The sequence below is a fragment of the Paenibacillus sp. 1A_MP2 genome, from assembly GCF_052244825.1.
GTDB classification, from domain to species: Bacteria; Bacillota; Bacilli; order Paenibacillales; family Paenibacillaceae; genus Paenibacillus; species Paenibacillus vandeheii.
Genome location: NZ_JBQQCS010000001.1, coordinates 3,303,752 through 3,328,848 on the forward strand (window position 1 = coordinate 3,303,752; position 25,097 = coordinate 3,328,848).

The window sequence follows — 25,097 nt, forward strand, 5'->3', positions numbered from 1 at the left end:
TTGCGAAAGGAGAGCCTCTTTTGTCTAAATTAAGAAAACAAAGCCGTCAACTGATCTATGCTGGACTGACGGGAGCGGGAGCGATTGGTCTATTGTTTGGGGCATATGTCATTTACAATGTCAAAACCATGAGTGATACGAGGTCAGAAGTGGAAGCCCGTTACTCGTCAGCTTATGAACAAAAAGAAGCTGAATTGATGCAACAGTGGAACTCAGGGGCACAGGGATGGGTGACCGTACGGGATGTTGAAGCAGGGGAGCCGATACTGCCTGAGGATATCAAACTCATTGCAGTTCCGGATGCACAGGCACCAAGGAATCTGTGGTCCAGCTCCAAACAGATGGATGGTCAAGTGGCAAAAATAGAATTAAAAAAAGGAACAGCCATTACGACTGAAATGGTGTACGAGGATAGCCCGGCGCCGCCGGATTTAAGAAACCGTGAACTACAGGTCGTTTTATTGCCATCTTCACTCGTCAAAGGAGATAACATTGATATTCGTATTCAGTTTCCAACGGGTCAAGACTACATTCTCCTGTCCAAAAAGAAAGTCGAAAGATTAAATGCAGCTACCCTATGGATTACGATGACAGAGGAGGAAATCCTGTCCCTTTCAAGTGCAATTGTAGATGCCTATTTACATAAAGCTTCAATCTATGCCTTAACCTATGTAGAACCACAGTTCCAGACTCCAGCAATCCCGACATACCCTGCCAACAATGAAGTGCTAAAACTGTTGGAGAGTGATCCTAATCTTGTGCGTCGGGCTGAAGTGGAGTTAGCGCGGCAAGTACGGAGTTCGCTAGAAAGCTCACTCGCCGCATCCATGTCAGCGCCATCTCAAGGCGTGGAGCAGGATGTTGCACAATCCTCTGTCTCTTACAATAACCGTCCTGGAGCCAATAACTCTTCTTCTGCGGATGGTGTCATCTGGAATGATGGTTCAGGCAACGCAGGAACGACAGGCAATGGGAGCGATAATGGTTCAGCGTCAGCTTCGAGTGCGGATGAGCAGAAGAGCTTGCTGACGGGCGGAGAGTAAAATATGCAGGGAAATCGATTGATAATTCATATAACAGTGAGTATTGGAACTTTAAGGAGGCTTTGATAGCTATGCAAACATGGATTTTTGCCGGGCTATGTGAGAAGAATGACCTGATGCTGTACCTTTGCAAAATACTGGCAGCCTCCGGTAAACATGTCTTGCTCGTTGACGGAACATTACAGCAGAAATATGGATACGGCGTTGGGGAAAGCCAGCAATCTCTGCGCATTACAGAGTTTGAAGGTTTTGATATCGCTTGTCAATTCGTAACTTCAACAGCGGTTGAGAGCCATCTTGAAGCGAGTGGCGAGCAATTGGAGACCTATGATTACGTTCTTTACGACATGGAAACATCACACTTTGCATCCCGTGATCTATGGCTCACGGCAGATATCCGTATCTGGGTTAGTGATTATGAACGCTACAATCTGGAACGGGGCAAAGGCTGGCTTATGCGGTTACTGGAAGAGCAGTCCCTGCCAGCAGAACTGCCGTTTCAGCGCATCTTGATCAATGCTGTTGATTGCAAACTGGAAGCTCGATATTTGTGGGCATATCTGGAAGATAGTCCGTTTGTATGGACAGGTGAATCGCTAATGTTGCCTTGGGATGAACTGACTGCGGCAGTCAAACTGGAGAACGAGCACCATCGTCGAATTCTCCTTGGGCCATTGTCACGGAACTATAAAAAATCGCTATGCAGATTAGTGGAGCAGTTGACCGGATGGGAAAATGTCCAGAGTCGCCGGGCCATGAAAGAAGCAGAAAGGATGAGGGCATGAGCACCATTACGTTTTGGAGTCCTTTTTCAGGAACAGGCAGCACCTCAAGTGCGTTAATCGGTGCCTATTCGATGGCACTTCAATATAGGACAAGAATTTTGCTTGTAAATACAGGTCCAGTCGGGAGCAGCACTGAAGCTGCACTTCCACCCAAAGAAATAGAGGATATGGGTTCAGTATTCACATTTGAGGAGGGGGATGGGATGCTATAGAACGGCTGCATATAAGCGGGAGCCTGAACAAGCATAATTTGAGGGATTATACGAAGCCACTCCTTAAAGACCGTCTGGATTTGTTGACTGGCAGAATTAACCGGTTGGAGCGTACCTCACAAGAGCATGTGGAGACTTTAAAAAGGCTGCTGGATGTAGCCAATGAATACTATGATCTCGTTCTTCTGGATGCAGACCGCGCAGGCACAAGTGCCCAGATTCTGCTGGATCAAGCTGACTATGTTGTGGTAAACCTGAATCAAAATATGAGGGACCTGGAGCATTTTTTTGAAAAAATCAGACCTGAGAGTATGAGTGATCAAAAGCTGCATGTCGTACTGAATAAGTATGATCCACATTCACGCGCAACCATTACCAATATTCGTCGGCGTTTTCGATACAAGGGTTCGATATCGGTGCTGCCGTATACCACCGGATTTCTGGATGCCTTCAATCGTCGTGATGCGGCCGCGTACTTGCAATTGGAAGGTCTTAGCAACCATAAAGACATTCGTAAAGGGAGCTTTGCCGCAAGTATGGCTGAACTCGCTCGCCTCATTATGGACGGCGCAGGAATGCGTACCGTACTAAAGAGGTTGGAAAGGGGAGCCTGAACCTCCGATGCTCTGGAATTCCCTATGGTTAATATTAATTGTGCTGTTATGTCTTGCGTATGTTTGGTTCAAATATAGAGCTTTCCATCGTGAAAAGAATAACCGTGCTCCTGAGCGAGAATCCTTCACGATTGAAGTGCTGACAGAGAAAGTAAAAAACTCGCTTCATGAGCTTAGTCATAGCCAACTTGCTGATGCCGGGTTGCATGAAGAAGAATATCGTCGAAGAATCAATCAGCGTGCCGAGATGCGCAAGGCTCTTAAAGGTTGTGTATCAGGAAGCATCAGTGACAAAACGTATGTCAAAAATCTGATCGGTGATCTGCTCACTCGCAGCATAGGACTGAACAAGTCAAATATCGATGAAGTCATTTATTTTGGAGAAACGGAGTTGCTGACGATTCAGGATCAATTCGAAATCGTGTTTTATCTATACCGGCAGCAATTCGGTGTCGATGCCTTGTCACGCATGATTGATACTTATGACCTTGGCAGACTGAGGCTGGATGAAAATGCAGATGACGGAGGGAGTTATTATATCTCCGAAGAGGATATCCGATATGTGTTTGAGTGTGAGTATAGAGAGCTTGGATTTAGAGAAAAAACAGATATCATTGTTCAACGCATCTATCAACATTACAAAGGCTTCTCGGTTGTTGATGAAATAAGAGATCAACGGATAGATGGCGTTAGTGGTGGTGTTAGCGGCATGCTGGATGCAGTTCAGGATATGGGGCTACGACAGCCAGCTTCGTGGAACGATCTGTTGGAGGATGGACTTGAAGACGCTCCCCTCCAAGAACCACTTAGCGGAATGGAAAGTGTCTGGATTTTCTATAAAGGTAAGTCTATTCATCTGTCCTTCCTGTCATTTGGCAGTATCCGTGAACTGAAGAGGGTATGTCAAAATATTTATAAGTATAACTATCCGGGACAGCTTTCGGAAGCGAATGGGTACAAAGTGAACGAGATGAAGGACGGATCACGTGTCGTTGTTGTCCGACCTCCTTTTGCCGAATCATGGGCATTCTTTGTCCGGAAATTCGATATTCCCAATGCTTCACTGGAGCAGCTGATTACCGGAAACAACGCAGATCTGCCCATTACTTTGCTGCAATATTTGATGAAAGGCAGTCGAATAACAGCTGTAACTGGAGCACAGGGGTCGGGTAAAACGACGCTGCTTATGGCAATGGTGAAGCATATTTATGCTTCCTATACGCTGCGTGTACAGGAGATGGCTTTCGAGCTGCAGCTGCGGCGTATATACAGTCGGCGTAACATTCTAAGCTTCCGGGAGACGGAGCACATTTCAGGTCAACAGGGACTGGATTTACAGAAAAAGACGGATGGTACTGTTAACATTCTTGGTGAGGTTGCAAGTGACGAAGTAGCCGCGTGGATGATTCAGATGTCCCAGGTTGCCAGTCTGTTCACCCTGTTTACCCATCATGCCAAAACGTTTCGTGATCTGGTCTTCTCCCTCCGCAATTCACTGCTCAAAACAGGTATGTTCCAGCATGAACATATTGCTGAGGAGCAAGTAGTTAGTGTCATTAATTTCGATGTACATATGAAGAAGGATGCTGAGGGACGAAGATATATAGAACGAATCACGGAATGTCTGCCACGTGCGAATAAAGGAGACAGCGTTGAAGAACGGGCGGGTTTTACGTTTCGCAATGTAGTCGAATACAGGGATGGCAATTACGTCGTCACAGCTCCAATCTCAATGGGCAGTATCACAGATATGCGGGATCAGATGACACTACAGGACGCTGCGCTGTTCGAACAGTTCATCAAGCAACATTGGGGTGATATCTATGACTGTTAAGTTAGTTCTTCTTTTGGTGCTGGCGATATGTGCAGGTGGTCTGGTAATCACGCTACTTGTACTGAATCTGTTACGTCATAGAGGAGGTGATACTGCTAGTAAATCCATAGGGATCGCTACACTGAACGGAAATCGTACGCTGCGGTGGGGATCGTTCCTGCTACAGTCTTATCGCTGGGGCATGAAAGTGCCGCTGCTCTCTGTTTATATTTTACAAGTACAGAAACGAATCTCATATCGACATGTTGGCGACGAACCAGCATTAAGACGAATGACGATGAGTGTGGTTCTAATTATTTTCGCAGGATACGGGAGCATCAGTGTAATCCTGTTCCTTATGCAGCCGGGTATCGGCTTTGTCATATTGTCTGTACTCTGCGCTGTAGTTCTGAACAGTCTTGTGCTGGATATGTGTCTGAATCGTATGGAGAAGCGACTGTTGGTACAGATGCTGGATCTGTTTGCCGACGTGAGGCATCGGTACCACCAGCATGGAATGGTAGAGGAAGCACTGTATGAAGCAGCGGAAGCAGGTAAAGGAGAGGCTGCGGAGCAAGTGCTGTTGATCTATGAAGCATTGACTTCGCCGGACCCGAACGAAGCTTTGGAACGTTACTATGAGATTGCACCTAATCGTTTTCTTAAAGGTTTTGCCGGTATTTCATATATGGTGATGGAATTCGGTGATAAAGACAGAGCACAGGGTTCGATTTACTTGAAAGGTCTGGGGAATCTGACGCAGGAAATTCATCTGGAGATTTTGCGGCGGGACAAATTGGACTATCTGTTAAAAGGGTTAAATATCATTGCCCTAGCCCCCGTTCTGTTCACAGCTCCAATTGAACGCTGGGCCAGAGGAAGTTTTCCGACTATGGATGAATTCTATCGCAGCAAAATCGGGTTTGTTACCAAAATTTCAATCTATGTCATTATCATACTTGCCTATCTGCTTTTGCAAAGACTGCAGCAATATGATGAAACCCGATATCGGACTGGGCGCAAACACTCCAGGATCGATCAGTTCTTATACAAGCAGACATTCATCCGTAAAGTCGCGATGTTGTTCGCGGCCAAACCTGGCAGTACCAACTATAGTCAAACCGTAAGACTAATGCGGGAAAGCAGTTCGGAACTGAAATATGAATGGCTTGCAATACGAAGGCTGATGTTATTTGCAAGCTGTTTTGTCCTGACCATTGGCTGCGTCTTTCTGCTGCATCAGGTTGAACGAAATCATATCTTACATGATCCTGGGAGAGATGACCGGATGTTTGGCGCGATGGGAGAGGCGGAACTGAAGCAGGCTACGGAAAAGACAAACTTGGATCAAGCGGTACTTGAAAGCATCGAAATGAAGCGTGGAGCAACTTTTGATGAAGTCTCCAATGCATTGCAGTCTATGAATCCCGTGCAACTGGATCATGATACTCAGACGGAAACCGTTGCGCGCATCCTGCAGAAGCTGGAAGTATACAACAAGCAGTACCTCCACTGGTGGGAGCTGATTATTGCGATGATGATAGGTATAGCGGGTTATCACATGCCGATCTGGCTCTTGCTGTTCCAGCGCAAGATGCGCAGTATGGATATGAAACATGAAATCTATCAGTTTCAGACGGTAATCTCGATCTTGCGGGAAATGGACCGTATGTCTGTCGAGGAGATGTTGGAATGGCTCAATCGCTTTGCAGTCATTTTCAAAAGGCCGCTGCAAAAATGTTTGTTGCATTTTGAACATGGGCCGGAGCATGCACTTGAACAATTAAAAGAGGATGCAGGTTTACCTGAATTTCAGCGTCTGGTGGAAAAACTGCAACTTGCACTCGGGAAAATTTCAATTCGGGAAGCTTTTGACGATCTGGATAGCATGATGGCCTTTTATTTTGAACAACGCAAGCAGGAATATACCAAGATGATTGATGTCAAAGCATCCTGGGGTAGAATGATCGGATTTACACCGATGTATGCCTTGATCTTCCTCTATCTGGTCATTCCGTTGGTAGGTATGAGTTTCCTGCAAATGAACATTTATTATGAACAGATTCAGAAACTGTAACGGTCATGTACGTCACAGTCTGAAATAAATTAAAAACAATATATTTAGGAGGATTTATCATGAACAATGCATCAAGCGCTTTAAAGGTGGCAGCAGGCATCTTTCTGACCATCGCCCTTATTACGATTGTGGTTCTGTTGTTTATTTCGGCTCAGGAGGCGACCAAAACGGCACAAAACAATTTTGCGGATATTCAGACCGAGTTATCCCAAGCTGCATTTACGGTCTATGACGGAACTACCATTAGCGGATCACAGGTTACAAACGCGTTGCGTAAATATGCGGACAAGGATCAGTTCGGTATTCAAGTTATTACAGGTAAAAATAAAGGAGGCCAATGGTACGGTAATCAGTTAAACATCTCCCAGGATCTCAATAATGCGGATTATGGTTCAGTGATTTCTCCAGATGATAAAGTCGGCATTATTAATCAAACCATGAGTGAAAAAGATAATCAGTATGTCAATCCAAGCGGTAAATTCAAAGCGATTATTGTAAAAGACAGATCTAATGTGGTAAGAGGGCTTATTTTCCAGCAATCCTGACAGGAGTTGGTTTAAGATGTCCCAGAATACACAGCAGCTTATGTTGTTCTGTACGGCGGTTGTCCTTTTTGTGACAGCCTGCCTGTACGGGCAGCAAAATGTTAGGGGTCTATCAGACGCTCTGAGTCACATGGTGCAGACGACAACAGAGATGGAAGGGCGGCTGAACACTACTTTACGCATCAGTGAACCAACCCGTTATAGCGGTGCTGAGGTTTTACACACTGTGAGGCAGATGACAGGGACAACGGTCAGCGTAGAGGTAGACGGGAATGCATACGTCATTGATCCCCTTGTAAACAGAAGAGGAACCATACCTGTCCAGCTTGCAGCCTCGTATAGACCTGAGTTCATAAGAAGTGAGGCTGGTGAACTGCTGAAGATTGCATTTTGGAAGGAGGTCAGTACACCTTGATTAATGCCGCATCCAAGCTGCTAGCAGTTTTGCTGGCAGTGATTTTGCTTTATGTATACCCGGCAGCAGAGACTGCGGATCGACAGGATGACATGGCACGAATGACCGTTGTTCAGACGGTTACACGTTTTGTTGATGCGGTCAGAACAAAGGGATATATTTCACCTGGCATGTATGCAGAGTTCGAAGAGCAGATGGCTCGAACGGGTAACGTCTATGAGATTGCCATGGAGCATTTGCACAAAAAATATGTACCTCATTATTCAGATCCGATGGATCAGAGCACATTCTCAGGAACCTATGAAACTGTGCAGGATGGCTATTATTCAGCTCAGATTAAAGCAAAGCTGTTTCCTTCTTCTGGTTTGCTGGCTTCAGACGATCCAGGGCGTAGATATACACTGGCAATGGGGGATTTCTTCACAGTAACCGTCAAAAATACCAATCGTACACCTGCCATGCTGATTCGTGAGTGGTTGAACCGGTCTGCGCAGGCTGCAGCGGTGTTTACCACATATGGAGGTATGGTGCTCAATGAAGATTACTGATCTTTCCATTGTGTTTGTGCTTATCTTTTTACCTATATTTTGGGTTATATCTCACCATACAAACAATGCCCAAGAGGCTCAATATTTAAGCAATCGATATAAGATGGCACTTCAGACTGCTGTACTGGATGCAGGGGCTGTGATGCATCAAAATGAGAAGCAAAACGATGAAGCAGGGTATGATTCAACCAAATTTGTTAAAGCGGACAAAGAGCTTGCTTTGACTACATTTACCCAAACCATGGCACTAAATATGGGGATTCAGGATGACCCTGCTGCTATACGAACCATGTTTAATTACATTCCTGCAATAGTCGTGCTGGATTATGATGGTTACTATATTTTGGCGAACGAAACAGAAATGACCGGTAACCTTGAGGATACCTTCCGACAGGTTTGGAGTCCCAAAAAGCCCTATACATATTCGGATTCAAATGGTAGCAGTATTAACTTCACACTCGATGGGTATGTGTATGCCTATGATGCAGGCATGGGCAAGTGGGTGGAGGGTTTCCAGAAAGAATTGGCCTCCAGCACGCAAATCCCTCTGCTTCAGAATTCCGAGACGTTTGAGCAGGTCAGACGAAGCCGGATCGTGACAAGTGTGCAGGAAGATTTGGCAGATGTTATTAACAGGCATAATGAGTTTGCAAGAAGGAATGGTGTTTCCTACACCTTTACGATGCCTTTGATTTCTCAGGAAGATTGGTACAACTCGATTAATGATACGGGACTTATGGCTTTTATCCAAGGAATACCTGTAGGTAACCAAAAGATTAACAATTATGCCATTGGTGGTGGCAGACTGGTGAAGAAAACAGCGATTGTTGGCGGAGTTGATCCGTTGAGTGGAATCAAATATTATTACCCTTCCACATGTAGCAATGGTTACAGAGCCGAAGAAGTATTTATAAGTGCCAAACAAGCGGCAGGGCAAGGTTATTTTGAGTATAACTGTTCCAAGAATTAAAGGCAGTTTGTTTGTAATATAAAAGCGAGGTTGCATGAGATGTTTACATTACTTTCAGAAAAGGCAACACCTGTGCTAAAATAGGGTTTCGGAACGATAGTAATGTCCAATAGATAGGAGCAACCTCATCTTATGAGTTTATTGTCAGTAGAGAACGTGAGTCACAATTTTGGAGACCGTACTTTATTTAAAAATGTATCTTTTCGTTTACTTGCCGGAGAGCGTGTAGGCCTTGTTGGAGCAAATGGTGTGGGCAAGTCCACACTAATGAACATCCTTACCGGGAAATTGTTAAAGGACGAAGGGAAGGTCGAATGGACCCCCAAAGTTCGTTATGGATATCTGGATCAGCATACCAAGCTCACGCCTGGAAAAACGATTCGTGACGTGTTAAAGGATGCGTTCCTTCCCTTGCTTGAGTTAGAGAAAGAAATGATGTCCATCACGGATCAGATGGCAGACGCCGATCCGGACAAGCTCGAATTGTTGCTGGAAGAAATGGGTGACATTCAGGAGCAATTGGAGCAAGGTGATTTTTATCTGATTGATGTGAAAGTGGAAGAGATGGCGAATGGACTTGGCTTGTCAGCCATCGGTCTGGATCGTGACGTGGCTGCGCTTAGTGGTGGTCAGCGTACAAAGGTATTGCTTGCCAAGCTTTTACTCGAGAAACCCACTGCTCTTCTTCTGGATGAGCCGACGAACTATCTCGATGTGGAACACATTGAATGGCTGACGCGCTACCTGAAGGATTACCCGTACGCGTTTATTCTGATCTCGCATGATACGGAGTTTATGAATGAGGTCGTTAACGTTATTTATCATTTGGAGTTTGCCAAGTTGACGCGTTATGCAGCCAACTATAACAAATTCCTTGAAATGGCTGACATGAATAAGGCCCAACATATTGATGCTTATGAGAAACAGCAGGAGTATATCAAGAAGCAGGAAGATTTCATTCAGCGGAACAAAGCCCGCGCTTCCACTTCCGGTCGTGCCAAGAGCCGTGAGAAGCAGCTCGGCAAGATTGAACGGATTGATCGTCCAGACGAAGCAGCCAAACCCACGTTTAATTTCAAGGATGCCCGTGCGAGCAGTAAAACGGTCTTTGAGGGTATTGATTTTGAGATTGGATATTCGTATGCATTACTGCCCAAAATGACGATGACGATTGAGCGTGGCGAGAAAATTGCCATTGTTGGATGTAACGGTGTAGGTAAATCAACACTGCTCAAGACCATTTTGGGGAAAATTCCACCCCTCAGTGGTAAGACTTTCTTGGGTGATTATCTGGAAACCGCTTATTTCGAACAGGAAGTACGTGCAGGTAATATTACCCCGATCGAAGATGTTTGGAATGAATTCTCTCATCTGACACAGAATGAAGTCCGGGGCCATCTTGCACGTTGTGGATTGAAAAATGAGCATATCACCCGTCCGCTTAACGCGCTTAGTGGTGGAGAGCAAGCGAAGGTTCGTTTGTGTAAGCTTCTGATGCGTGAAAGCAACTGGATTTTGTTCGATGAGCCTACGAACCATTTGGATGTGACGGCCAAAGCAGAGCTGAAACGTGCCCTGCAAGAATTCAAGGGTACCGTGCTGCTTGTATCCCATGAACCTGAATTTTATGAAGGCTGGGTAACCAAAACGTGGGATGTTGAGGCGTGGTCCGAGAAACAATAGTTACTTCATACCAGACGAGCTATTTCGATAACTAGATTGTCTTCAGCAATGGATAAAGAACGTAATAAATGGAAAATGTACGGTGACAAAAAAGATGTCTATGGTAACATAGGCTACAGCTTCATATGAACACTAGGGGGGCCGCACGATGCGGCTGAGATGGAAGAATGCGATTCCGGACCCTTTGCACCTGATCTGGATCATACCAGCGTAGGGAAGTGGCGCGTTTCAGCTAATGACAAAGGGCGTTATCGTTGACTTTGCGATATTGCCTGCAAGATGAATCATGCGGTTTCTAGGTATACTACGTTGCGACTATGGATGGTTTTTATAGTTGGTTATACGTTATGTATAGAGTAATTGCATGCGACAGTCATTCAGTTGATCATGAATTTTAAATTCGTGGCCACTCCTCTACGGGAGTGGCTTTTTTTGTTGTTTTATACCAGCTTAAAGCACGCAAGAGGAGGGCGAACAGGACGGCAATCTTCCATGAACATGTAGGAGCACAATCATTTGAACTGCATGTCATTTCGCTAGGTAAGGGAGACATGTACTCTTTTCTAGATACGGCTAAGAAAGTATGGCGATGGATCGATTATATCCACATTCGGGAAAAAAGCTGACCCTAGAGCAGCAGATGTATTGGGCGCAAAGTCTAAAAACACAAGGTGTTCCATCTAAACGAATCGTTATGAACGGCTTAGATCAGCTGGCTCAACATGCGTGGTTGGGTGGTGTGCATTGGGGTCAAGCAGCTATTGAAGGCTATGATCTGGCTGAGTTAAATCGACTGAACCGGCTTCGTGTAGGCGTGTCAGTTCATTCTCTGAAAGAAGCAAAAGTTGCAGAAGAACGTGGAGCCGATTATCTCTTTTACGGGCATGTATACGAATCCGATAGTAAACCGAATTGCGAACCTAGAGGTCTTATTGCGTTGGCTGAAGTATGCTCCAATGTTTCGATTCCAGTGATTGCGATTGGCGGGATTAGACCGGAGAATATCAGGGCTATTCGTACTGCGGGTGCCAAAGGTGCTGCGGTAATCTCAACCATTTGGATGAACAGCAAGCCGGAGCTGGCTGCCGCTTCATTGCGGCAGGCAATCAGGGATTCAGAGAACGCCGAACCAAGGAGATGAGAACATGAGAGAGGAAGCAAGAAGCCAGAGCAGGAATCGTTCGGGTTATCATCCAGGAACAGTATTCAGGAGTAAAGGTGGAACAGAGATTCGAGGCAAGCTTCATGCGGAAACGATTATTGTTGGTGGAGGAGTTATTGGTAGTGCCATTGCATGTGAACTCGCCACCCGCGGTCACGACGTTCTTCTGGTTGAGCGTGCAAGAATAGGCGGGGGAACTTCCTGTGCAGCTGCCGGGATGCTTGCTGCGGACAGTGAGGAATTCACTCATGCTGTGATGGCGAAGCTTGCGCGGCAGAGCAGAGCATTACTTCACGAGCAGAAGGAGCGAATCCATTCACTTAGCGGAGTGGAAATGGGTTTGCAACAGCATGGATTTATTACTCCTTTTCGTTCATACAGTGAGGTCAGCAGCTACAAGAATAAACGATCGTCTTCCTTTTCTACAGAACATATTTGGTGGGATCGAGTGGCTGTCCAACAAGAAGCATCATGGTTAAACAGGGATACGTATGGCGCATATTACAGACCTTCCGAGAGCGAGGTTCTTCCTGTCAATCTAACGCAGGCTTATGTCAGATCGGCTCAGGCACTGGGTGCCAGGGTGATGGAAGGTGTACAGAATGTCTGTTTGCATACGGACATGAATGGAGTGCAAGGTATTGAGACTTCAATTGGAACAATGACTTCGAGAAATGTCATTATCGCTACAGGGTTACAAGGCGAAGAATTGATGAGACAAGTGGGCCTTGATACACCTGTTTTGCCTGTGAAGGGTGAAATTGCAGCCGTGCAGTTCTCACCCCACCATGTCGGTTACAGACCTGACAAAACGGTGTATGCAGAGGATATATATATTGTTCCCAAAGCGAATGGAGAAGTGTGGATTGGTGCAACAAGTCTTCCTGGAAGAACCGACATAAAGGTCTCCGTTCAAGGGATTCAGAAGCTGCTTTCAGCCGCGACAAATTGGCTGCCTGGTATGAAGGAAGCGCATTTTATCCGAGCGTGGGCGGGAGTACGTCCTTCGACTCCGGATGGGTTGCCTTATGTGGGTGCTTGTGAAAGTGTTCCGGGTTTATTCGCTGCTTTTGGACACTATCGTAATGGCATACTGCTTAGTGCGATCACGGGCAGCTTAATGGCTGACTTAATTGATGGTAAAACCTCGGAAGAGCTGGGTATTCAGGACCTAAGTCCGGAACGGTTACACCGAAAGGAGATATTGCAGTGAATATCATTGTCAACGGACAAAGCATGCATATTGAGGATCGTTTAAATCGTGTGGACAAATTACTCCATTCGTTTAATCTGCAAGTGAAAACCGTGGTAGTTGAATTGAATCGGCAAATTTTAACACGTGAATATCATGAAACGACAACGTTAAGAGACGGAGATCGAATTGAAATTGTACATTTTGTGGGAGGCGGTTGAACCATGTTGAGGATTGGAAAGTATACGTTTGAGTCCAGGTTACTGCTGGGTACAGGCAAATTTTCGGATTTGGAAGTGCAGAGCCAAGCGGTTGAAGCCTCGGGAACGGAAGTATTAACGTTTGCAGTTCGGCGTTTGAATCTGGAAGATCGCAACAAACAGCATTTTCTGGATACACTGGATTTGAAAAAGTATACCCTGCTTCCTAATACAGCGGGTGCTTCAACGGCAGAGGAGGCGGTGCGAATCGCTGAATTAGCTCGGGCTTCAGGACTTTGTGATATGATAAAAGTGGAAGTCATCGGCGATGGAATCACATTGCTTCCTGACCCGATTGAAACCTATAAAGCTTGCGAGATCTTGCTTGAAAAGGGCTTTACGGTACTGCCTTATATCTCGGATGATGTTATTCTGGCCAAACGATTGCAACTACTCGGCGTACATGCCGTTATGCCTGGGGCTTCGCCCATAGGGGCGGGGAGAGGAATTATTAATCCCTATAATCTGGAGATTATTATTGAACAAGCCGTCGTTCCTGTCATTGTGGATGCAGGACTTCGTGCACCAAAAGACGCTGCTCATGCGATGGAGCTGGGAGCTGACGGTGTATTGTTGAATACGGCTGTCTCCGGATCTGGGGACCCGGTAAAGATGGCAAAAGCAATGCTAATGGGGGTTGAAGCAGGCAGACTGGCTTATGAGGCAGGCATGATTCCCGTCAAGCGCTATGCAGCGGCGAGTAGTCCGGCGGAAGGAATGGTTCATACATGACTAATCAGACACAATCCTCTGAGCAGGGAGACCGCTATTCCAGACAGGAACGGTACACACCTATCGGTAAGGAAGGTCAGCATCGATTGAGTAACAGCAGAGTATTGATTGTTGGAGCTGGTGCGCTTGGCACGGGGATTGCAGAAACACTGGTGCGTTCGGGAATTGGCCATATTACCATTGCAGATCGTGATTATGTGGAGTGGAGCAACCTGCAGCGACAACAGTTATATACAGAGCAAGACGCCACTGAGCGAATGCCTAAAGCGATGGCAGCGAAGAAGCGCCTATCGGAGATTAACTCTACTGTTGAAGTTGTAGGTAGAGTGATGGACGTTAGAGTGGATGAACTGGAAGAATTGGTTCAGAATGCAGACTTAATCATGGATGCAACAGATAATTTTGATACCCGGCTTTTAATAAATGACATGTCTCAGAAGTATCGCATTCCCTGGATTTATGGCGGATGTGTGGGCAGTTATGGAATCACCTACACATTTCTGCCTGGAGAAACCCCTTGTCTAAACTGTTTGTTGGGTGAGGTTCCGTTAGGTGGGGACACCTGTGATACGTCAGGCATTATCCCTCAGGCAGTGCAGATGGTTACGGCGAATCAGACTGCTGAAGCGATGAAGTTTCTTAGTGGTAATCTAGATGCGCTTAGACGCAAATTGCTATCATTCGATGTGTGGAGAAATGAATATATATCCATTAACGTTGACGGTGCCAGAAAAGAAGATTGTCCTTCCTGCGGAGTAAAGGCAAATTATCCGTACCTCTCAGCCTCAAACCTGGAGAAAACAGATGTATTATGTGGCAGGGATACAGTACAGATTCGTCCTTCCCGGCGAATGAAACTGGATTTGCAGCATACGGCTGATCGCCTCGGCAAGCTGGATGAGGGCAAAGTGGAGGCCAATCCATTTTTGGTTTCTTTCACAACTGGAGCGTACAGGATGGTTATTTTTCAGGATGGGCGCGTCCTTGTTCATGGAACAAAAGACACGGCAGAGGCGCGTACGCTGGTTCATCGGTACTTTGGTTAAAGATAAAAACAAATGAATTCTTCGAGTCCGTTCCTTCCGGGAATGGACTTTTTCATTTTACGGCATGATAAACATACAAGAATGCTGCGATGCACAGTGGTCACAAGTATGTGGAGACCAGCTGTAGTTGAAACTAACCAAGGTAGCAGCGTATAAGACAGGCCGGGTGAAAACATGAAAACATCCATATTACTGGTTGGCAGGGGTGATCTGGTTTCTTTTATTCAAGGCATATTGGGTGCTGAAGGGTACCAAGTCGAGCAAATGGAATGGACCAAACTGCACGATCTTTCTGAACTAACACTAACGAATCTCAATATGATCATATTAATAAATGAAGGCTGTCATGAAGATAACCTGAAGAGTGGACTGGAATCTTTGGTACACATGGGTGTCACCTCTCCATTACTTGTGATTACTCCCAAGATATCGCCTGAATTAATTGTGGAATTACTCGATTACGGGGCTAATGATGTGATGGAAGCACCTATTCATGGTAATGTGATGATGGCCAGAATACGAAATCTTTTACGTGTGTTCTCACATGCTGCACAGGAAGATGAAGAAATCATTGTTGTGCATGATCTCAAGGTCAATCTGCGTTCACGTCGTGTAAGTCGTGCAGGTGAATATCTGGTATTGACTCCGAAAGAATACGAATTGCTGGAGTTTCTGGCCCGTCATGTGAACGAGGCATGTGCCCGGAGCGTTATTTTAAGGGAAGTGTGGGGGTATGATTTTGCAATGGATACCAATGTGGTGGATGTGTATATCAAACATTTGCGGGTGAAGGTGGATAAGGGGAGGAGCGTCAAATTAATTCATACCGTTCGGGGGATCGGCTATATGCTTCATTCTCATTAAAAAGGGTCGTAGCGGCGAACTCCATTTCTGTTTTCCACATTACTCCTGTTTGAACAGAGAACTTTATCGGGTAAATATAAAAGGACCGGATCATCAGATCCGGCCCCACTCGCTCGTTTTTTCTGAAATGTGAACTACAGTACGCGGCGAGCTTTAATATATGTTTTTTTCCAGTTTCCCGAGTTTAAGTCGGAAAGAGTAACACCTGGTGATCCGTACGTGTGCAGAACTTTTCCGTCTCCTGCGTATACGCCTACGTGAGTAATATTGGACCCTGTGGAACGACTGCCGCTGGAGAAGAAGACCAGATCTCCCACTTGCAGATTAGCTTTGGATACAGCTACGCCTTCTTGGGATTGCTTAACGGATGTACGTGGCAAATCAACACCATACTTTTTGAAGATGTATTTCATAAAGGAAGAGCAGTCAAAATTTTTGGTTGTAGAAGTTGACGCCCCAAATTTATATGGAGTTCCTGTAAAGGTTTTACCATAGTTCACGATTTGTTGTCCTGTGGATACAGAAGCGCTTGCTGCTTGTGCAACAGGTGCGTTAGTCATTAATACAGCTCCAAAACCTAGTGTAGCGCACAACCCGACGGTTACGGCCTTTTGGACAAAGATGTTTGTTTTCATGTGAGTACCTCCAAAATTCGTTTTCGTTTAGTTGCTAGAGCGAGTATAACAGCTTTGTAACAGCCTAGAAATTGGATGGAACCTGTTCGTCCTTAGAGCCGCAACGGTTTGGGTTTGTTTATTAAAATACCATTAAAAATGTCAAAAAATTAATCATTGACGAATCTTGAACATTATAAACATAGAAAAGACCCTTGATATATCAAGGGTCTTTGTTGTTTTATGCGATTATTTTTGATCTAAATCACAGGTTACAAAAACGTAATAAGTCTGCGCTAAAGCTTAATCTTTGCTCTGAATAATGAGTAACAACCCACTATCGATCGAGACGGTTCCAGACTTTCCGAGCAGTTTGTTGCTAATCCCCAAAGATTGCCCCATACGTATAGTGGCTTGCTCCAGCGGGTACATGAAACCTTCCAGCGTGATACCTGTAACTTCATTGGTGAGAGGGAGCAGGGAGACGTACTCATATCCACGGTCCTCCACAAAAGCTTCGGAGGTCGTTAGCATCATATAATTGTGTTCATCCTGCAGAGTACAGGAAATATGATGCTGCATAGCGCGGACCATAATATGTACGTTAGCCAGTGTATGATCCATGCGTGTACCCGTTGCGCCCAACAAGAGAATGTCTGTAGGCTCAAAATCCAGTGCTGTTTCGAATGCCATCTCGGTATCCGTCAAATCCTTATGCACAGGATCACAGGTGATTATCCGTTCGCTGTTATCTCGTACACTCTCCCGTTCCTGTTTGGTAATGGAATCAAAATCTCCTACAGAAATATGCGGCTGGATCCCATGTTCTATTAAAAATAAAGCTCCACGGTCGGCCGCAATAATGATGTCATCCTTACCGATTTCTTTCAGAAATTGAGGAGATAGGGTTCCACCCGTAAAAATAACAACTCGTTTCTTAGTCATTCTATTTCATCCTTCCTGATCAATGAAGAAACTAAATCACTTCTAATAATGTGATGAATTGATGTAAATATCATTCACAAAACCAGTATAATCCACAAAATGTGGTTGCACAATTTCAGCCTGCGCGGATACAATGGGTAGAGCAACATGGAGATGACTTGAAAAGTGAGGTTTGGACGGGTTGGACTTGCACATTTTTGAAGTATTCAGCATTATAGGTACCATTGCATTTGCAATGTCCGGTGCTTTCGTGGCAATGGAAGAGGAATATGATATTTTGGGCGTTCTGGTATTGGGACTCGTGACTGCATTTGGAGGCGGAGTTATTCGTAATGTTCTCATTGGTGTTCCTGTAACCATGCTGTGGAGCCAGGGAGCGCTGATTATGCTTGCCTTAGTATCTGTAGCGATCGCGTTTGTATTACCTCTTAAGTGGATTGGTCACTGGAAGCGAACAGAAGCGCTGTTCGATGCGATCGGACTTGCAGCATTTGCGATTCAAGGGGCGTTATATGCGGCAAATATGGGACATCCCATTAGTGCGGTGATTGTTGCCGCAATGATGACTGGTATAGGCGGTGGGATCATTCGTGATTTGTTGGCAGGCAGGAAGCCACTGGTACTGCGGGATGAAATCTATGCCGTTTGGGCAATAATCGCTGGTTTTGCCGTAGGCATGGGCTGGTTCACAACGAACGTTGGACTGTTAATATGTTTCGCTGCTGTTGTGTTTTTCCGGATGTGTTCTGTTCATTATAAATGGAAGCTGCCCCGTCGTTCTCTGGTACAAACGGAGAGTGTGAAACCTAAGACAGCAACAGCGCCACTTAACCGCACCTTGAGTAAGGGGGAATAACATGATTAACGTTTTGTTTGTATGTTTGGGCAATATTTGCCGATCGCCGATGGCTGAGGCCGTCCTCCGCCACAAAGTTAATGAAAGAGGACTGGCTCAACAAATTCGAGTGGACTCGGCAGGTACAGGCGACTGGCATGTCGGTAAACCTCCGCATGAAGGGACTCGGAAATTGCTTGATTCACGTCAAATTTCTTATGCAGATATGGCTGCAAGACAATTTGAGAGTGAAGATTTCGTACAGTTTAATTACATTATATGCATGGATGATTCCAACGCTGCTAACGTAAGAAGTGTTACCGGTGGTGAAGAAGCAGAAATTATCAAGATGATGGATATGCTGCCGGACGAGAAACTTCGTGAAGTTCCAGACCCGTATTATACGGGGAATTTTGAAGAAGTGTACAGGCTGCTTGATGCGGGCTGTGACGTGTTGCTGGATCGGATTGCGAAGGAGCATTCACTGGTATAACCAATGTGATATTTGCTGAACATTGACACATGTAATACAGGAGAAGAAGCTGGACGACCAAGCAGGAGAGCCTGCTTCTTTTTTGAATGTTTATGTAAGCGATATCATTGGATTGTAAAACAAAAGCGGCATTTCAGCCGCCTGTTCTATGATTGTGTTAGTTTTCCTGAAGAAAGTAAAGCAAAGCTTCCGGCAGTTCATTCTGCCAGAATCCCCATTGGTGACGCCCGTCTTTCTCCTGATAGGAGACGAGTGCACCTCGTTTTTCCAGCAAATCACGGGTATCCCGGTTTAATTGAACGAAATTATACGTTCCGGTGTCGGCTTCAAAAGCCGTCTCCTGCAAACCAACAATCATCCAAATGGATAACCAGGACAAGTCTTCAGCTGCAGCGTAGATTTCCTGAGAAGCGGAGTAGTAAGCACCAGACATGCTGATGACACGTGTGAACAGGTTCGGATAGAGTAGAGCAAGGTGAAGTGAGACGCTGCCACCCAGTGAGTCGCCGGCAAGAACACGTTCCTGCGGAGAGCGGCGCACAGGATATTTCTCTTCTACATAGGGAATAATCTCTTCAGCGAAGCATGCGGTATACGCCTTGAACCGATCGCCGAAAGGGGCGTATTCCTGAGTTCTTACAGACACGTCGACCTGAACTCCTACTATAATGAAAGGTTCGGCTCCCTCGTCGAGAATGATTCGGTTGGCCGTGGTGGCGATACGTCCAAAGTTGAAAAATTCTTCACCGTCCTGACAATAAACGACAGGGTAGCTAAGCAACTCGTTATAGCCAGGCGGAAGATAAATTCGAAGTGTGCGCTTCTCTCCGAGATAGCGGCTCTCAATCTCTTCCTTTACAATCGTGCGTTTCAAATAGCGGGAATCCGTCATAAAACGTCACCTTTCTCGGTAAATTTTTGCATTCGACCGCGCAATACGGTAAGATTAACCTTGTGCGAAGATGGGTCAAACACGCAAACATGTATTATGCTGTTATACCAATATTAAGCCCCTGTTATACATACAATCCGGAAGGAAACATAAAAAAATTACGGATATCTTTGACGTATGCAGTGAAACAGGTGTATAATAATATTATAACAGCGGAACTTGATATTCAAATTTTTTGTTGAGGTGAAGAAAAAAATGAGCAAGGTTCCTTATGAAGTATATACGGAGGATGTAGAAGCTCTGTCCGTGCTGTCTCCTGACGGCGAAATCGTTAACAAAGACATGATGCCTAAACTTTCCGACGATCAATTAAAAGAAATTATGTACCGCATGGTATTTACCCGTACTTGGGATGACCGTGCAGTAAACCTGGGCCGTCAAGGTCGTCTTGGTTTCTATGCTCCAGTATCTGGTCAAGAAGCTACAATGGTTGGTAGTGAATTTGCAATTGAAAAAGAAGACTTTGTATGTCCTGGCTATCGTGACATTCCGCAACTCGTGTGGCATGGACTTCCTCTTTATCAAGCGTTCCTGTACTCCCGTGGACACCAACATGGTGGACAAATTCCGGATGGCGTTAATGTATTGATGCCGCAAATCATCATTGGTGCACAAATCCTGCACGCAATGGGTATTGCTATGGGTTACAAGTTGAAGAAACAAAAACAAGTAGTTATTACGTACACAGGTGATGGCGGTTCTTCTGAAGGTGACTTCTATGAAGGTCTCAACTATGCTGGCGTTTACAAACTGCCTGTTATTTTCTTCGTACAAAACAATGGTTATGCCATCACAACTCCTTTTGCTAAACAAACGGCAGCTCTGTCCATCGCTCACAAAGCGGTAGCAGCAGGTATCAAAGGTGTTAAAGTTGACGGTATGGACATCTTTGCAGTTATCAAAGCGGTTCAGGAAGCTGCTGAACGCGGTCGCAACGGCGAAGGCGCAACATTGATCGAGGCTGTAACTTACCGTTTCCGTCCTCACTCCCTTTCTGATGATGCTTCCAAGTATCGTACAAAAGAAGAAGAGGCAGAATGGAACACTAAAGATCCAATCGCACGTTTCGCTAAATATCTGGAGAAAAAAGGTCTTTGGACTGAAGAAGATACAGCACGTGTGAAAGAAGAAGCAAAAGCTAAAGTGAACGAAGAGATCAAAAAAGCGGAAAAAACCGAGAAAATGACGATTTCAGGCTTGATCGACAGCATGTTCGAACAAACGCCTAAGCACTTGGAAGAGCAAAAAGCTGATTTCCAATAAGTTTTTTCCGATAAAGCATAAACATCCGGGACGGGTTCCGGTGTCCCGGTATACATGTATGAATTCAAATGTGAACTGTCAATGTTTAAGGAGGAAATGAAGCAAATGGCACAAATGAACATGAAAGAAGCAATCCGTGATGCGCTTCGCGTTGAGTTGAAACGTGATCCTAACGTTCTGCTTTTCGGTGAAGACGTAGGTAATGTAGGCGGCGTTTTCCGTGTAACGGAAGGTCTGCAAAAAGAGTTTGGCGAAGAGCGTGTATTTGATACTCCACTCGCTGAGTCCGCTATTGGTGGTCTGGCTGTAGGTTTGGGTGTTCAAGGTTTCCGTCCGGTTGCCGAGATCCAATTCGTTGGTTTTATCTTCGAAGCACTTGACCAAATGGTAGTTCAAGCCGCTCGTATGCGTTTCCGCTCCGGCGGTAAATACAATTCTCCAATCGTATTCCGTACACCATTTGGTGGCGGTGTAAAAGCGGCAGAATTGCACACAGATTCCCTGGAAGGTCTGCTTACGCAAACTCCGGGTATCAAAGTGGTAGTTCCTTCTAACCCTTACGATGCAAAAGGTCTGATGATCGCTTCTATTCGCGATAACGACCCTGTATTCTTCATGGAGCACTTGAACTTGTACCATGCATTCCGTGCAGAAGTACCTGAAGAAGATTACACTGTTGAGCTGGGCAAAGCGAACGTTGTTCGTGAAGGCTCTGATGTAACTATTATTACTTACGGTATGATGGTTCACACTTCTGTGAAAGCAGCAGATGAGCTCGAAAAACAAGGAATCAAAGTTGAAGTTATCGACCTTCGTACGGTTAGCCCGATCGATATCGATACCATCGTTGCTTCCATTAAGAAAACAAACCGTGCAATTGTTGTGCAGGAAGCTCAAAAGAGCGCAGGTGTTGCAGCTGAAGTCATTGCCCAAATCAATGAAAAAGCAATCCTGCACTTGGAAGCACCGGTTCTGCGTGTAGCTGGTCCGGACACTGTATATCCATTTGCACAAATCGAAGATACATGGCTGCCTAACCCGGCTCGTATCGTTGCCGCGGTTAATAAAGTCGTAAATTTCTAATTTAATCATCTGACATGCCGCAAGGCGCAGTATGGTGATCCACACCGCAGCGCAAGCTGCACTGTAAACAGCCATTAGCCCCTTGAGTAACAGTTTATTGCACTAGCAGTAACGGTTGTTTCTTGGAGTTAAGGGTTGTTTTCAGGATTGAGACATAATCAAGGAGGTTTTTCAGTTGGCTAAATTTGAATACAAATTCCCTGAACTGGGCGAAGGCCTTCACGAAGGCGAAATCATCAAGATGCACATCAAAGTCGGTGACAAAGTAACTGACGACGACATCATCATGGAAGTACAGAATGACAAAGCGGTCGTTGAAGTACCTTGTCCAGTTAACGGCACAGTAACAGAAGTATTCGCAAAAGATGGTCAAGTTTGCCACGTAGGCGAAGTTGTTGCAATCATTGACGCTGAAGGCGAGCTTCCTGAGCAAGACGATGCTCCTGCTGGCGATCAAGGCGAGCAAGAAAAAGATGCAGCTCAAGGCGGAGCTGACACAAGCGGTTCTTCTGCAGCAGCTTCTAGCTCGGATGCAGCTAAAGAAGGCGGCAACAACAGCGTTCCGGCAGTACCTGCTAAAGACGTTCTGGCAACACCAAGCGTGCGCAAATTTGCCCGCGAACAAGGCGTAGACATCGCTCAGGTTAACGGTACTGGCAACAACGGTAAAGTTACCAAAGAAGATGTTGAATCCTTCAAAAATGGTGGCGGTTCTTCCGCAGCGGCATCTTCCGCAGCTCCGGCTCAAGAAGAGAAAAAATCCGCAGCACCAGCAGCAGCTGCAGCTGATCAACGCCTTGAAGAAGAGCGCGTACCATTCAAAGGTATCCGTAAAGCGATCTCTAACGCAATGGTTAAATCGGCGTACACAGCACCTCACGTTACAATCATGGACGAAGTGGACGTAACTGAACTGGTTGCTTTCCGTACTCGCATGAAACCAATTGCTGAGAAAAAGGAACAAAAGTTACTTACTTGCCATTTATCGTTAAAGCATTGGTTGCGGCTTCCCGCCAATTCCCTGCTCTGAACGCAATGATCGATGAAGAAGCTAACGAAATTGTTTACAAAAAATATTACAACATCGGTATCGCTACAGATACAGAAAACGGCTTGATCGTTCCTGTTATCAAAGACGCTGATCGTAAATCCATCTGGATGATCGCTGATTCCATTCGTGATCTGGCAGCTCGTGGCCGCGATGGCAAACTGAGCGCGAACGAAATGAGAGGAAGCACAATCTCTATCAGTAACATTGGTTCTGCTGGCGGTATGTTCTTCACTCCGATCATCAACTTCCCTGAAGTTGCAATTCTCGGAACTGGACGCATCAGCGAAAAAGCCGTTATCAAAAATGGCGAAGTTGTTGCAGCACCTGTAATGGCTCTTTCCCTGAGCTTCGACCACCGTATTATCGATGGCGCAACAGCACAAAACTTTATGAATTACATTAAACAGCTGCTCGCTAACCCTGAGCTGCTTGTTATGGAGGTGTAAGATATGGTAGTAGGCGACGCTTCTCTCAATATCGACACATTAGTAATTGGTGCGGGTCCTGGTGGCTATGTAGCTGCCATCCGTGCCGCTCAACTGGGCCAAAGCGTATTGATTGTAGACAAATCGGAACTGGGCGGCGTTTGTTTGAACCGCGGATGTATTCCATCCAAAGCTCTGATCTCGGCTGCACATCAATATGAGTCTGCACTTCACGGTGAAGCATTTGGTATTTCTGCTGAGAACGTAAAAGTGGACTTCAGCAAAACTCAAGAATTCAAAAACGGCGTTGTTAAGAAAATGACTGGCGGCGTAGCTGGTTTGCTCAAAGGCAACAAAGTTGAAGTTTTCAACGGTGAGTGCATGTTCATCAACGAAAACGAAGCTCGTGTATTTAACGATCACGAGTCACCACGTTACAAATTTAAAAATGCAATTATTGCAACAGGTTCCCGTCCAATCGAACTGAAACCTTTCCCGTTTGGCGGACGCATTCTGTCTTCAACAGAAGCTTTGAACTTGCCTGAAGTTCCAAAAAGCATGATCGTTATCGGTGGCGGTTATATCGGTGCTGAGCTTGGTCAAATGTATTCCAAATTCGGTGCAAAAGTAACAATCATCGAAGGTTTGGATACAGTACTGCCAGGTTTTGATAAAGACATGACTAGCCTCGTAGCTAAAAACATGAAGAAAACAGGCATCGAAATCGTGACGGGTGCAAAAGCTGAAAGTGCTGAGCAAACGGATAAAGATGTAACTGTTAAATATTCCGTAAATGGTGAATCCAAAGAAGTAACTGCAGATTACCTGCTCGTTACTGTTGGACGTCGTCCAAATACGGACGGAGAGCTTGGTCTGGACCTGATTGGCGTAGACGTTGACGAGCGTGGATTCGTTAAAGTTGATCACCAAGGCCGTACCAGCATTCCTCACATCTTCGCAATCGGAGATATCGTATCCGGTCTGGCACTTGCCCACAAAGCTTCTTATGAAGGTAAAGTGGCTGCTGAAGCGATCGCAGGACAACCATCTGTAGTTGACTACAAATGTATGCCGGCAGTTGTCTTCACAGATCCTGAGTGCTCCAGCGTAGGTTACACTGAGAAAGAAGCTAAAGAAAAAGGCTACAAAGTAAAAGCTGGCAAATTCCCTTATGCGGGTAATGGCCGTGCTGTATCTTTGAACCACGCTGAAGGCTTCGTGAAAATCGTAGCTGACGAAGAAAGCGGCCTCGTATTGGGTTGCCAAATCGTAGGTCTGGAAGCTTCCAACCTGATTGCTGAGCTTGGCCTTGCAATCGAAATGGGTGCTACTCTGGAAGATTTGGCGCTGACTATTCACGCTCACCCTACTTTGGGCGAAATCGTGATGGAAGCTGCGGAACTGGTTATGGGTCACCCGATCCACATCATTTCCCGCTAATATCGTCTAAGCTTCGGATTCGTCCGGCATTATAC

25 protein-coding genes, 1 pseudogene and 1 riboswitch are annotated in these 25,097 nt (G+C 45.5%); of the genes and pseudogenes, 23 read left to right on the plus strand and 3 right to left on the minus strand.

The features are described 5' to 3' along the window. The first annotated feature begins 20 nt into the window (after positions 1–20). The 17 genes from ACTWJ7_RS16185 to ACTWJ7_RS16265 all read left to right on the plus strand — a co-directional run bounded on the left by ACTWJ7_RS16185 (position 21) and on the right by ACTWJ7_RS16265 (position 15,961). Positions 21–1,043 carry an SAF domain-containing protein gene (locus ACTWJ7_RS16185; RefSeq protein ID WP_024630380.1) on the plus strand — a complete coding sequence of 341 codons (1,023 nt, stop codon included), beginning with the start codon at positions 21–23 and terminating at the stop codon, positions 1,041–1,043. A gap of 71 nt (positions 1,044–1,114) precedes the next feature. Then, on the plus strand, positions 1,115–1,828 hold the full coding sequence (locus tag ACTWJ7_RS16190; protein WP_301877338.1) for a hypothetical protein: 714 nt from the start codon (positions 1,115–1,117) through the stop codon (positions 1,826–1,828). Next, complete coding sequence (locus ACTWJ7_RS16195) at positions 1,825–2,040, plus strand: hypothetical protein (RefSeq protein WP_443145623.1); 216 nt, start codon at positions 1,825–1,827, stop codon at positions 2,038–2,040. Before ACTWJ7_RS16190 ends, ACTWJ7_RS16195 begins: the two co-directional genes overlap by 4 nt. Positions 2,041–2,144: 104 nt before the next feature. Continuing rightward, entirely contained in the window at positions 2,145–2,654 is a 510-nt protein-coding gene (locus ACTWJ7_RS16200) for a hypothetical protein (protein WP_443145624.1), read from the plus strand. A gap of 7 nt (positions 2,655–2,661) precedes the next feature. Beyond that, a complete protein-coding gene (locus ACTWJ7_RS16205; protein ID WP_301877336.1) occupies positions 2,662–4,488 on the plus strand; it encodes an ATPase, T2SS/T4P/T4SS family in 1,827 nt (608 codons plus the stop codon). Beyond that, positions 4,478–6,544, plus strand: a complete 2,067-nt coding sequence (locus ACTWJ7_RS16210; protein WP_301877335.1) for a hypothetical protein — start codon at positions 4,478–4,480, stop codon at positions 6,542–6,544. Before ACTWJ7_RS16205 ends, ACTWJ7_RS16210 begins: the two co-directional genes overlap by 11 nt. A 59-nt stretch (positions 6,545–6,603) precedes the next feature. Beyond that, positions 6,604–7,089: a hypothetical protein gene (locus ACTWJ7_RS16215; RefSeq protein WP_063562843.1), complete on the plus strand. Its 486-nt coding sequence runs from the start codon at positions 6,604–6,606 to the stop codon at positions 7,087–7,089. A gap of 16 nt (positions 7,090–7,105) precedes the next feature. Beyond that, entirely contained in the window at positions 7,106–7,504 is a 399-nt protein-coding gene (locus tag ACTWJ7_RS16220; RefSeq protein ID WP_301877334.1) for a hypothetical protein, read from the plus strand. Further along, positions 7,501–8,052, plus strand: coding sequence for a hypothetical protein (locus ACTWJ7_RS16225; RefSeq protein ID WP_443145625.1), 552 nt, complete (start codon positions 7,501–7,503; stop codon positions 8,050–8,052). Before ACTWJ7_RS16220 ends, ACTWJ7_RS16225 begins: the two co-directional genes overlap by 4 nt. Beyond that, entirely contained in the window at positions 8,039–9,022 is a 984-nt protein-coding gene (locus ACTWJ7_RS16230) for a hypothetical protein (RefSeq protein ID WP_443145626.1), read from the plus strand. The genes ACTWJ7_RS16225 and ACTWJ7_RS16230 overlap by 14 nt, the downstream gene beginning before the upstream one ends. 132 nt (positions 9,023–9,154) lie before the next feature. After that, the gene (locus tag ACTWJ7_RS16235; protein ID WP_024630371.1) at positions 9,155–10,705 is read left to right on the plus strand and encodes an ABC-F family ATP-binding cassette domain-containing protein; all 1,551 of its coding nucleotides are present in this window, start codon (positions 9,155–9,157) and stop codon (positions 10,703–10,705) included. Positions 10,706–10,829: 124 nt separating this feature from the next. Beyond that, positions 10,830–10,939, plus strand: a riboswitch (TPP riboswitch). Positions 10,940–11,294: 355 nt separating this feature from the next. Next, positions 11,295–11,846, plus strand: a complete 552-nt coding sequence (locus tag ACTWJ7_RS16240; RefSeq protein WP_443145627.1) for a thiamine phosphate synthase — start codon at positions 11,295–11,297, stop codon at positions 11,844–11,846. Positions 11,847–11,850: 4 nt separating this feature from the next. Next, positions 11,851–13,080 (plus strand): glycine oxidase ThiO, encoded by a 1,230-nt coding sequence (gene thiO, locus ACTWJ7_RS16245; protein WP_301877329.1) that lies wholly within the window; start codon positions 11,851–11,853, stop codon positions 13,078–13,080. Beyond that, positions 13,077–13,280 (plus strand): sulfur carrier protein ThiS, encoded by a 204-nt coding sequence (gene thiS / locus ACTWJ7_RS16250; protein WP_079349231.1) that lies wholly within the window; start codon positions 13,077–13,079, stop codon positions 13,278–13,280. The genes thiO and thiS overlap by 4 nt, the downstream gene beginning before the upstream one ends. A 3-nt stretch (positions 13,281–13,283) precedes the next feature. Beyond that, a complete protein-coding gene (locus ACTWJ7_RS16255) occupies positions 13,284–14,051 on the plus strand; it encodes a thiazole synthase (RefSeq protein ID WP_301877328.1) in 768 nt (255 codons plus the stop codon). Next, complete coding sequence (locus tag ACTWJ7_RS16260; RefSeq protein WP_301877327.1) at positions 14,048–15,097, plus strand: MoeB/ThiF family adenylyltransferase; 1,050 nt, start codon at positions 14,048–14,050, stop codon at positions 15,095–15,097. The genes ACTWJ7_RS16255 and ACTWJ7_RS16260 overlap by 4 nt, the downstream gene beginning before the upstream one ends. 174 nt (positions 15,098–15,271) lie before the next feature. Further along, the gene (locus ACTWJ7_RS16265; protein WP_301877326.1) at positions 15,272–15,961 is read left to right on the plus strand and encodes a response regulator transcription factor; all 690 of its coding nucleotides are present in this window, start codon (positions 15,272–15,274) and stop codon (positions 15,959–15,961) included. A 134-nt stretch (positions 15,962–16,095) separates the two neighbouring features. On the opposite strand, the gene ACTWJ7_RS16270 is transcribed toward ACTWJ7_RS16265, so the two are convergent. Then, entirely contained in the window at positions 16,096–16,596 is a 501-nt protein-coding gene (locus ACTWJ7_RS16270; RefSeq protein ID WP_053780904.1) for a C40 family peptidase, read from the minus strand. Positions 16,597–16,878: 282 nt separating this feature from the next. Continuing rightward, positions 16,879–17,520: a thiamine diphosphokinase gene (locus ACTWJ7_RS16275; protein WP_301877325.1), complete on the minus strand. Its 642-nt coding sequence runs from the start codon at positions 17,518–17,520 to the stop codon at positions 16,879–16,881. Positions 17,521–17,707: 187 nt separating this feature from the next. Here ACTWJ7_RS16275 and ACTWJ7_RS16280 point away from each other — a divergent pair, with 187 nt between their 5' ends. Beyond that, positions 17,708–18,376, plus strand: a complete 669-nt coding sequence (locus tag ACTWJ7_RS16280) for a trimeric intracellular cation channel family protein (RefSeq protein WP_024630362.1) — start codon at positions 17,708–17,710, stop codon at positions 18,374–18,376. 1 nt (position 18,377) lies between these two features. Beyond that, on the plus strand, positions 18,378–18,848 hold the full coding sequence (locus tag ACTWJ7_RS16285; RefSeq protein ID WP_301877324.1) for a low molecular weight protein-tyrosine-phosphatase: 471 nt from the start codon (positions 18,378–18,380) through the stop codon (positions 18,846–18,848). Between the two features lie 157 nt (positions 18,849–19,005). Here the strand turns inward: ACTWJ7_RS16285 and ACTWJ7_RS16290 are convergent, their stop codons facing one another. Continuing rightward, positions 19,006–19,740, minus strand: coding sequence for an alpha/beta hydrolase (locus ACTWJ7_RS16290; RefSeq protein WP_301877323.1), 735 nt, complete (start codon positions 19,738–19,740; stop codon positions 19,006–19,008). A gap of 255 nt (positions 19,741–19,995) precedes the next feature. On the opposite strand from ACTWJ7_RS16290, the gene pdhA reads away from it, so the two are divergent. The 4 genes and pseudogenes from pdhA (at position 19,996) to lpdA (ending at position 25,062) form a co-directional block, all read left to right on the plus strand. Then, positions 19,996–21,063, plus strand: coding sequence for a pyruvate dehydrogenase (acetyl-transferring) E1 component subunit alpha (gene pdhA, locus ACTWJ7_RS16295; protein ID WP_024630359.1), 1,068 nt, complete (start codon positions 19,996–19,998; stop codon positions 21,061–21,063). A 105-nt stretch (positions 21,064–21,168) separates the two neighbouring features. Beyond that, positions 21,169–22,146, plus strand: a complete 978-nt coding sequence (locus ACTWJ7_RS16300; protein WP_024630358.1) for an alpha-ketoacid dehydrogenase subunit beta — start codon at positions 21,169–21,171, stop codon at positions 22,144–22,146. A gap of 175 nt (positions 22,147–22,321) precedes the next feature. Next, positions 22,322–23,643, plus strand: a pseudogene (locus ACTWJ7_RS16305) (dihydrolipoamide acetyltransferase family protein). A gap of 3 nt (positions 23,644–23,646) precedes the next feature. Beyond that, complete coding sequence (gene lpdA / locus ACTWJ7_RS16310; RefSeq protein WP_024630356.1) at positions 23,647–25,062, plus strand: dihydrolipoyl dehydrogenase; 1,416 nt, start codon at positions 23,647–23,649, stop codon at positions 25,060–25,062. The last annotated feature ends 35 nt before the right edge of the window (positions 25,063–25,097 follow it).

Bases quoted from the DNA above. Each gene is read 5' to 3' on its own strand.
- ACTWJ7_RS16195 (WP_443145623.1), top strand. From the start codon at position 1,825: ATGAGCACCATTACGTTTTGGAGTCCTTTTTCAGGAACAGGCAGCACC.
- ACTWJ7_RS16215 (WP_063562843.1), top strand. From the start codon at position 6,604: ATGAACAATGCATCAAGCGCTTTAAAGGTGGCAGCAGGCATCTTTCTG.
- ACTWJ7_RS16205 (WP_301877336.1), top strand. From the start codon at position 2,662: ATGCTCTGGAATTCCCTATGGTTAATATTAATTGTGCTGTTATGTCTT.
- ACTWJ7_RS16275 (WP_301877325.1), bottom strand. From the start codon at position 17,520: ATGACTAAGAAACGAGTTGTTATTTTTACGGGTGGAACCCTATCTCCT.
- ACTWJ7_RS16190 (WP_301877338.1), top strand. From the start codon at position 1,115: ATGCAAACATGGATTTTTGCCGGGCTATGTGAGAAGAATGACCTGATG.
- ACTWJ7_RS16240 (WP_443145627.1), top strand. From the start codon at position 11,295: ATGGATCGATTATATCCACATTCGGGAAAAAAGCTGACCCTAGAGCAG.
- ACTWJ7_RS16210 (WP_301877335.1), top strand. From the start codon at position 4,478: ATGACTGTTAAGTTAGTTCTTCTTTTGGTGCTGGCGATATGTGCAGGT.
- ACTWJ7_RS16300 (WP_024630358.1), top strand. From the start codon at position 21,169: ATGGCACAAATGAACATGAAAGAAGCAATCCGTGATGCGCTTCGCGTT.
- ACTWJ7_RS16285 (WP_301877324.1), top strand. From the start codon at position 18,378: ATGATTAACGTTTTGTTTGTATGTTTGGGCAATATTTGCCGATCGCCG.
- ACTWJ7_RS16260 (WP_301877327.1), top strand. From the start codon at position 14,048: ATGACTAATCAGACACAATCCTCTGAGCAGGGAGACCGCTATTCCAGA.
- lpdA (WP_024630356.1), top strand. From the start codon at position 23,647: ATGGTAGTAGGCGACGCTTCTCTCAATATCGACACATTAGTAATTGGT.
- ACTWJ7_RS16235 (WP_024630371.1), top strand. From the start codon at position 9,155: ATGAGTTTATTGTCAGTAGAGAACGTGAGTCACAATTTTGGAGACCGT.
- ACTWJ7_RS16265 (WP_301877326.1), top strand. From the start codon at position 15,272: ATGAAAACATCCATATTACTGGTTGGCAGGGGTGATCTGGTTTCTTTT.
- ACTWJ7_RS16290 (WP_301877323.1), bottom strand. From the start codon at position 19,740: ATGACGGATTCCCGCTATTTGAAACGCACGATTGTAAAGGAAGAGATT.
- ACTWJ7_RS16220 (WP_301877334.1), top strand. From the start codon at position 7,106: ATGTCCCAGAATACACAGCAGCTTATGTTGTTCTGTACGGCGGTTGTC.
- ACTWJ7_RS16270 (WP_053780904.1), bottom strand. From the start codon at position 16,596: ATGAAAACAAACATCTTTGTCCAAAAGGCCGTAACCGTCGGGTTGTGC.
- ACTWJ7_RS16255 (WP_301877328.1), top strand. From the start codon at position 13,284: ATGTTGAGGATTGGAAAGTATACGTTTGAGTCCAGGTTACTGCTGGGT.
- ACTWJ7_RS16230 (WP_443145626.1), top strand. From the start codon at position 8,039: ATGAAGATTACTGATCTTTCCATTGTGTTTGTGCTTATCTTTTTACCT.
- pdhA (WP_024630359.1), top strand. From the start codon at position 19,996: ATGAGCAAGGTTCCTTATGAAGTATATACGGAGGATGTAGAAGCTCTG.
- thiO (WP_301877329.1), top strand. From the start codon at position 11,851: ATGAGAGAGGAAGCAAGAAGCCAGAGCAGGAATCGTTCGGGTTATCAT.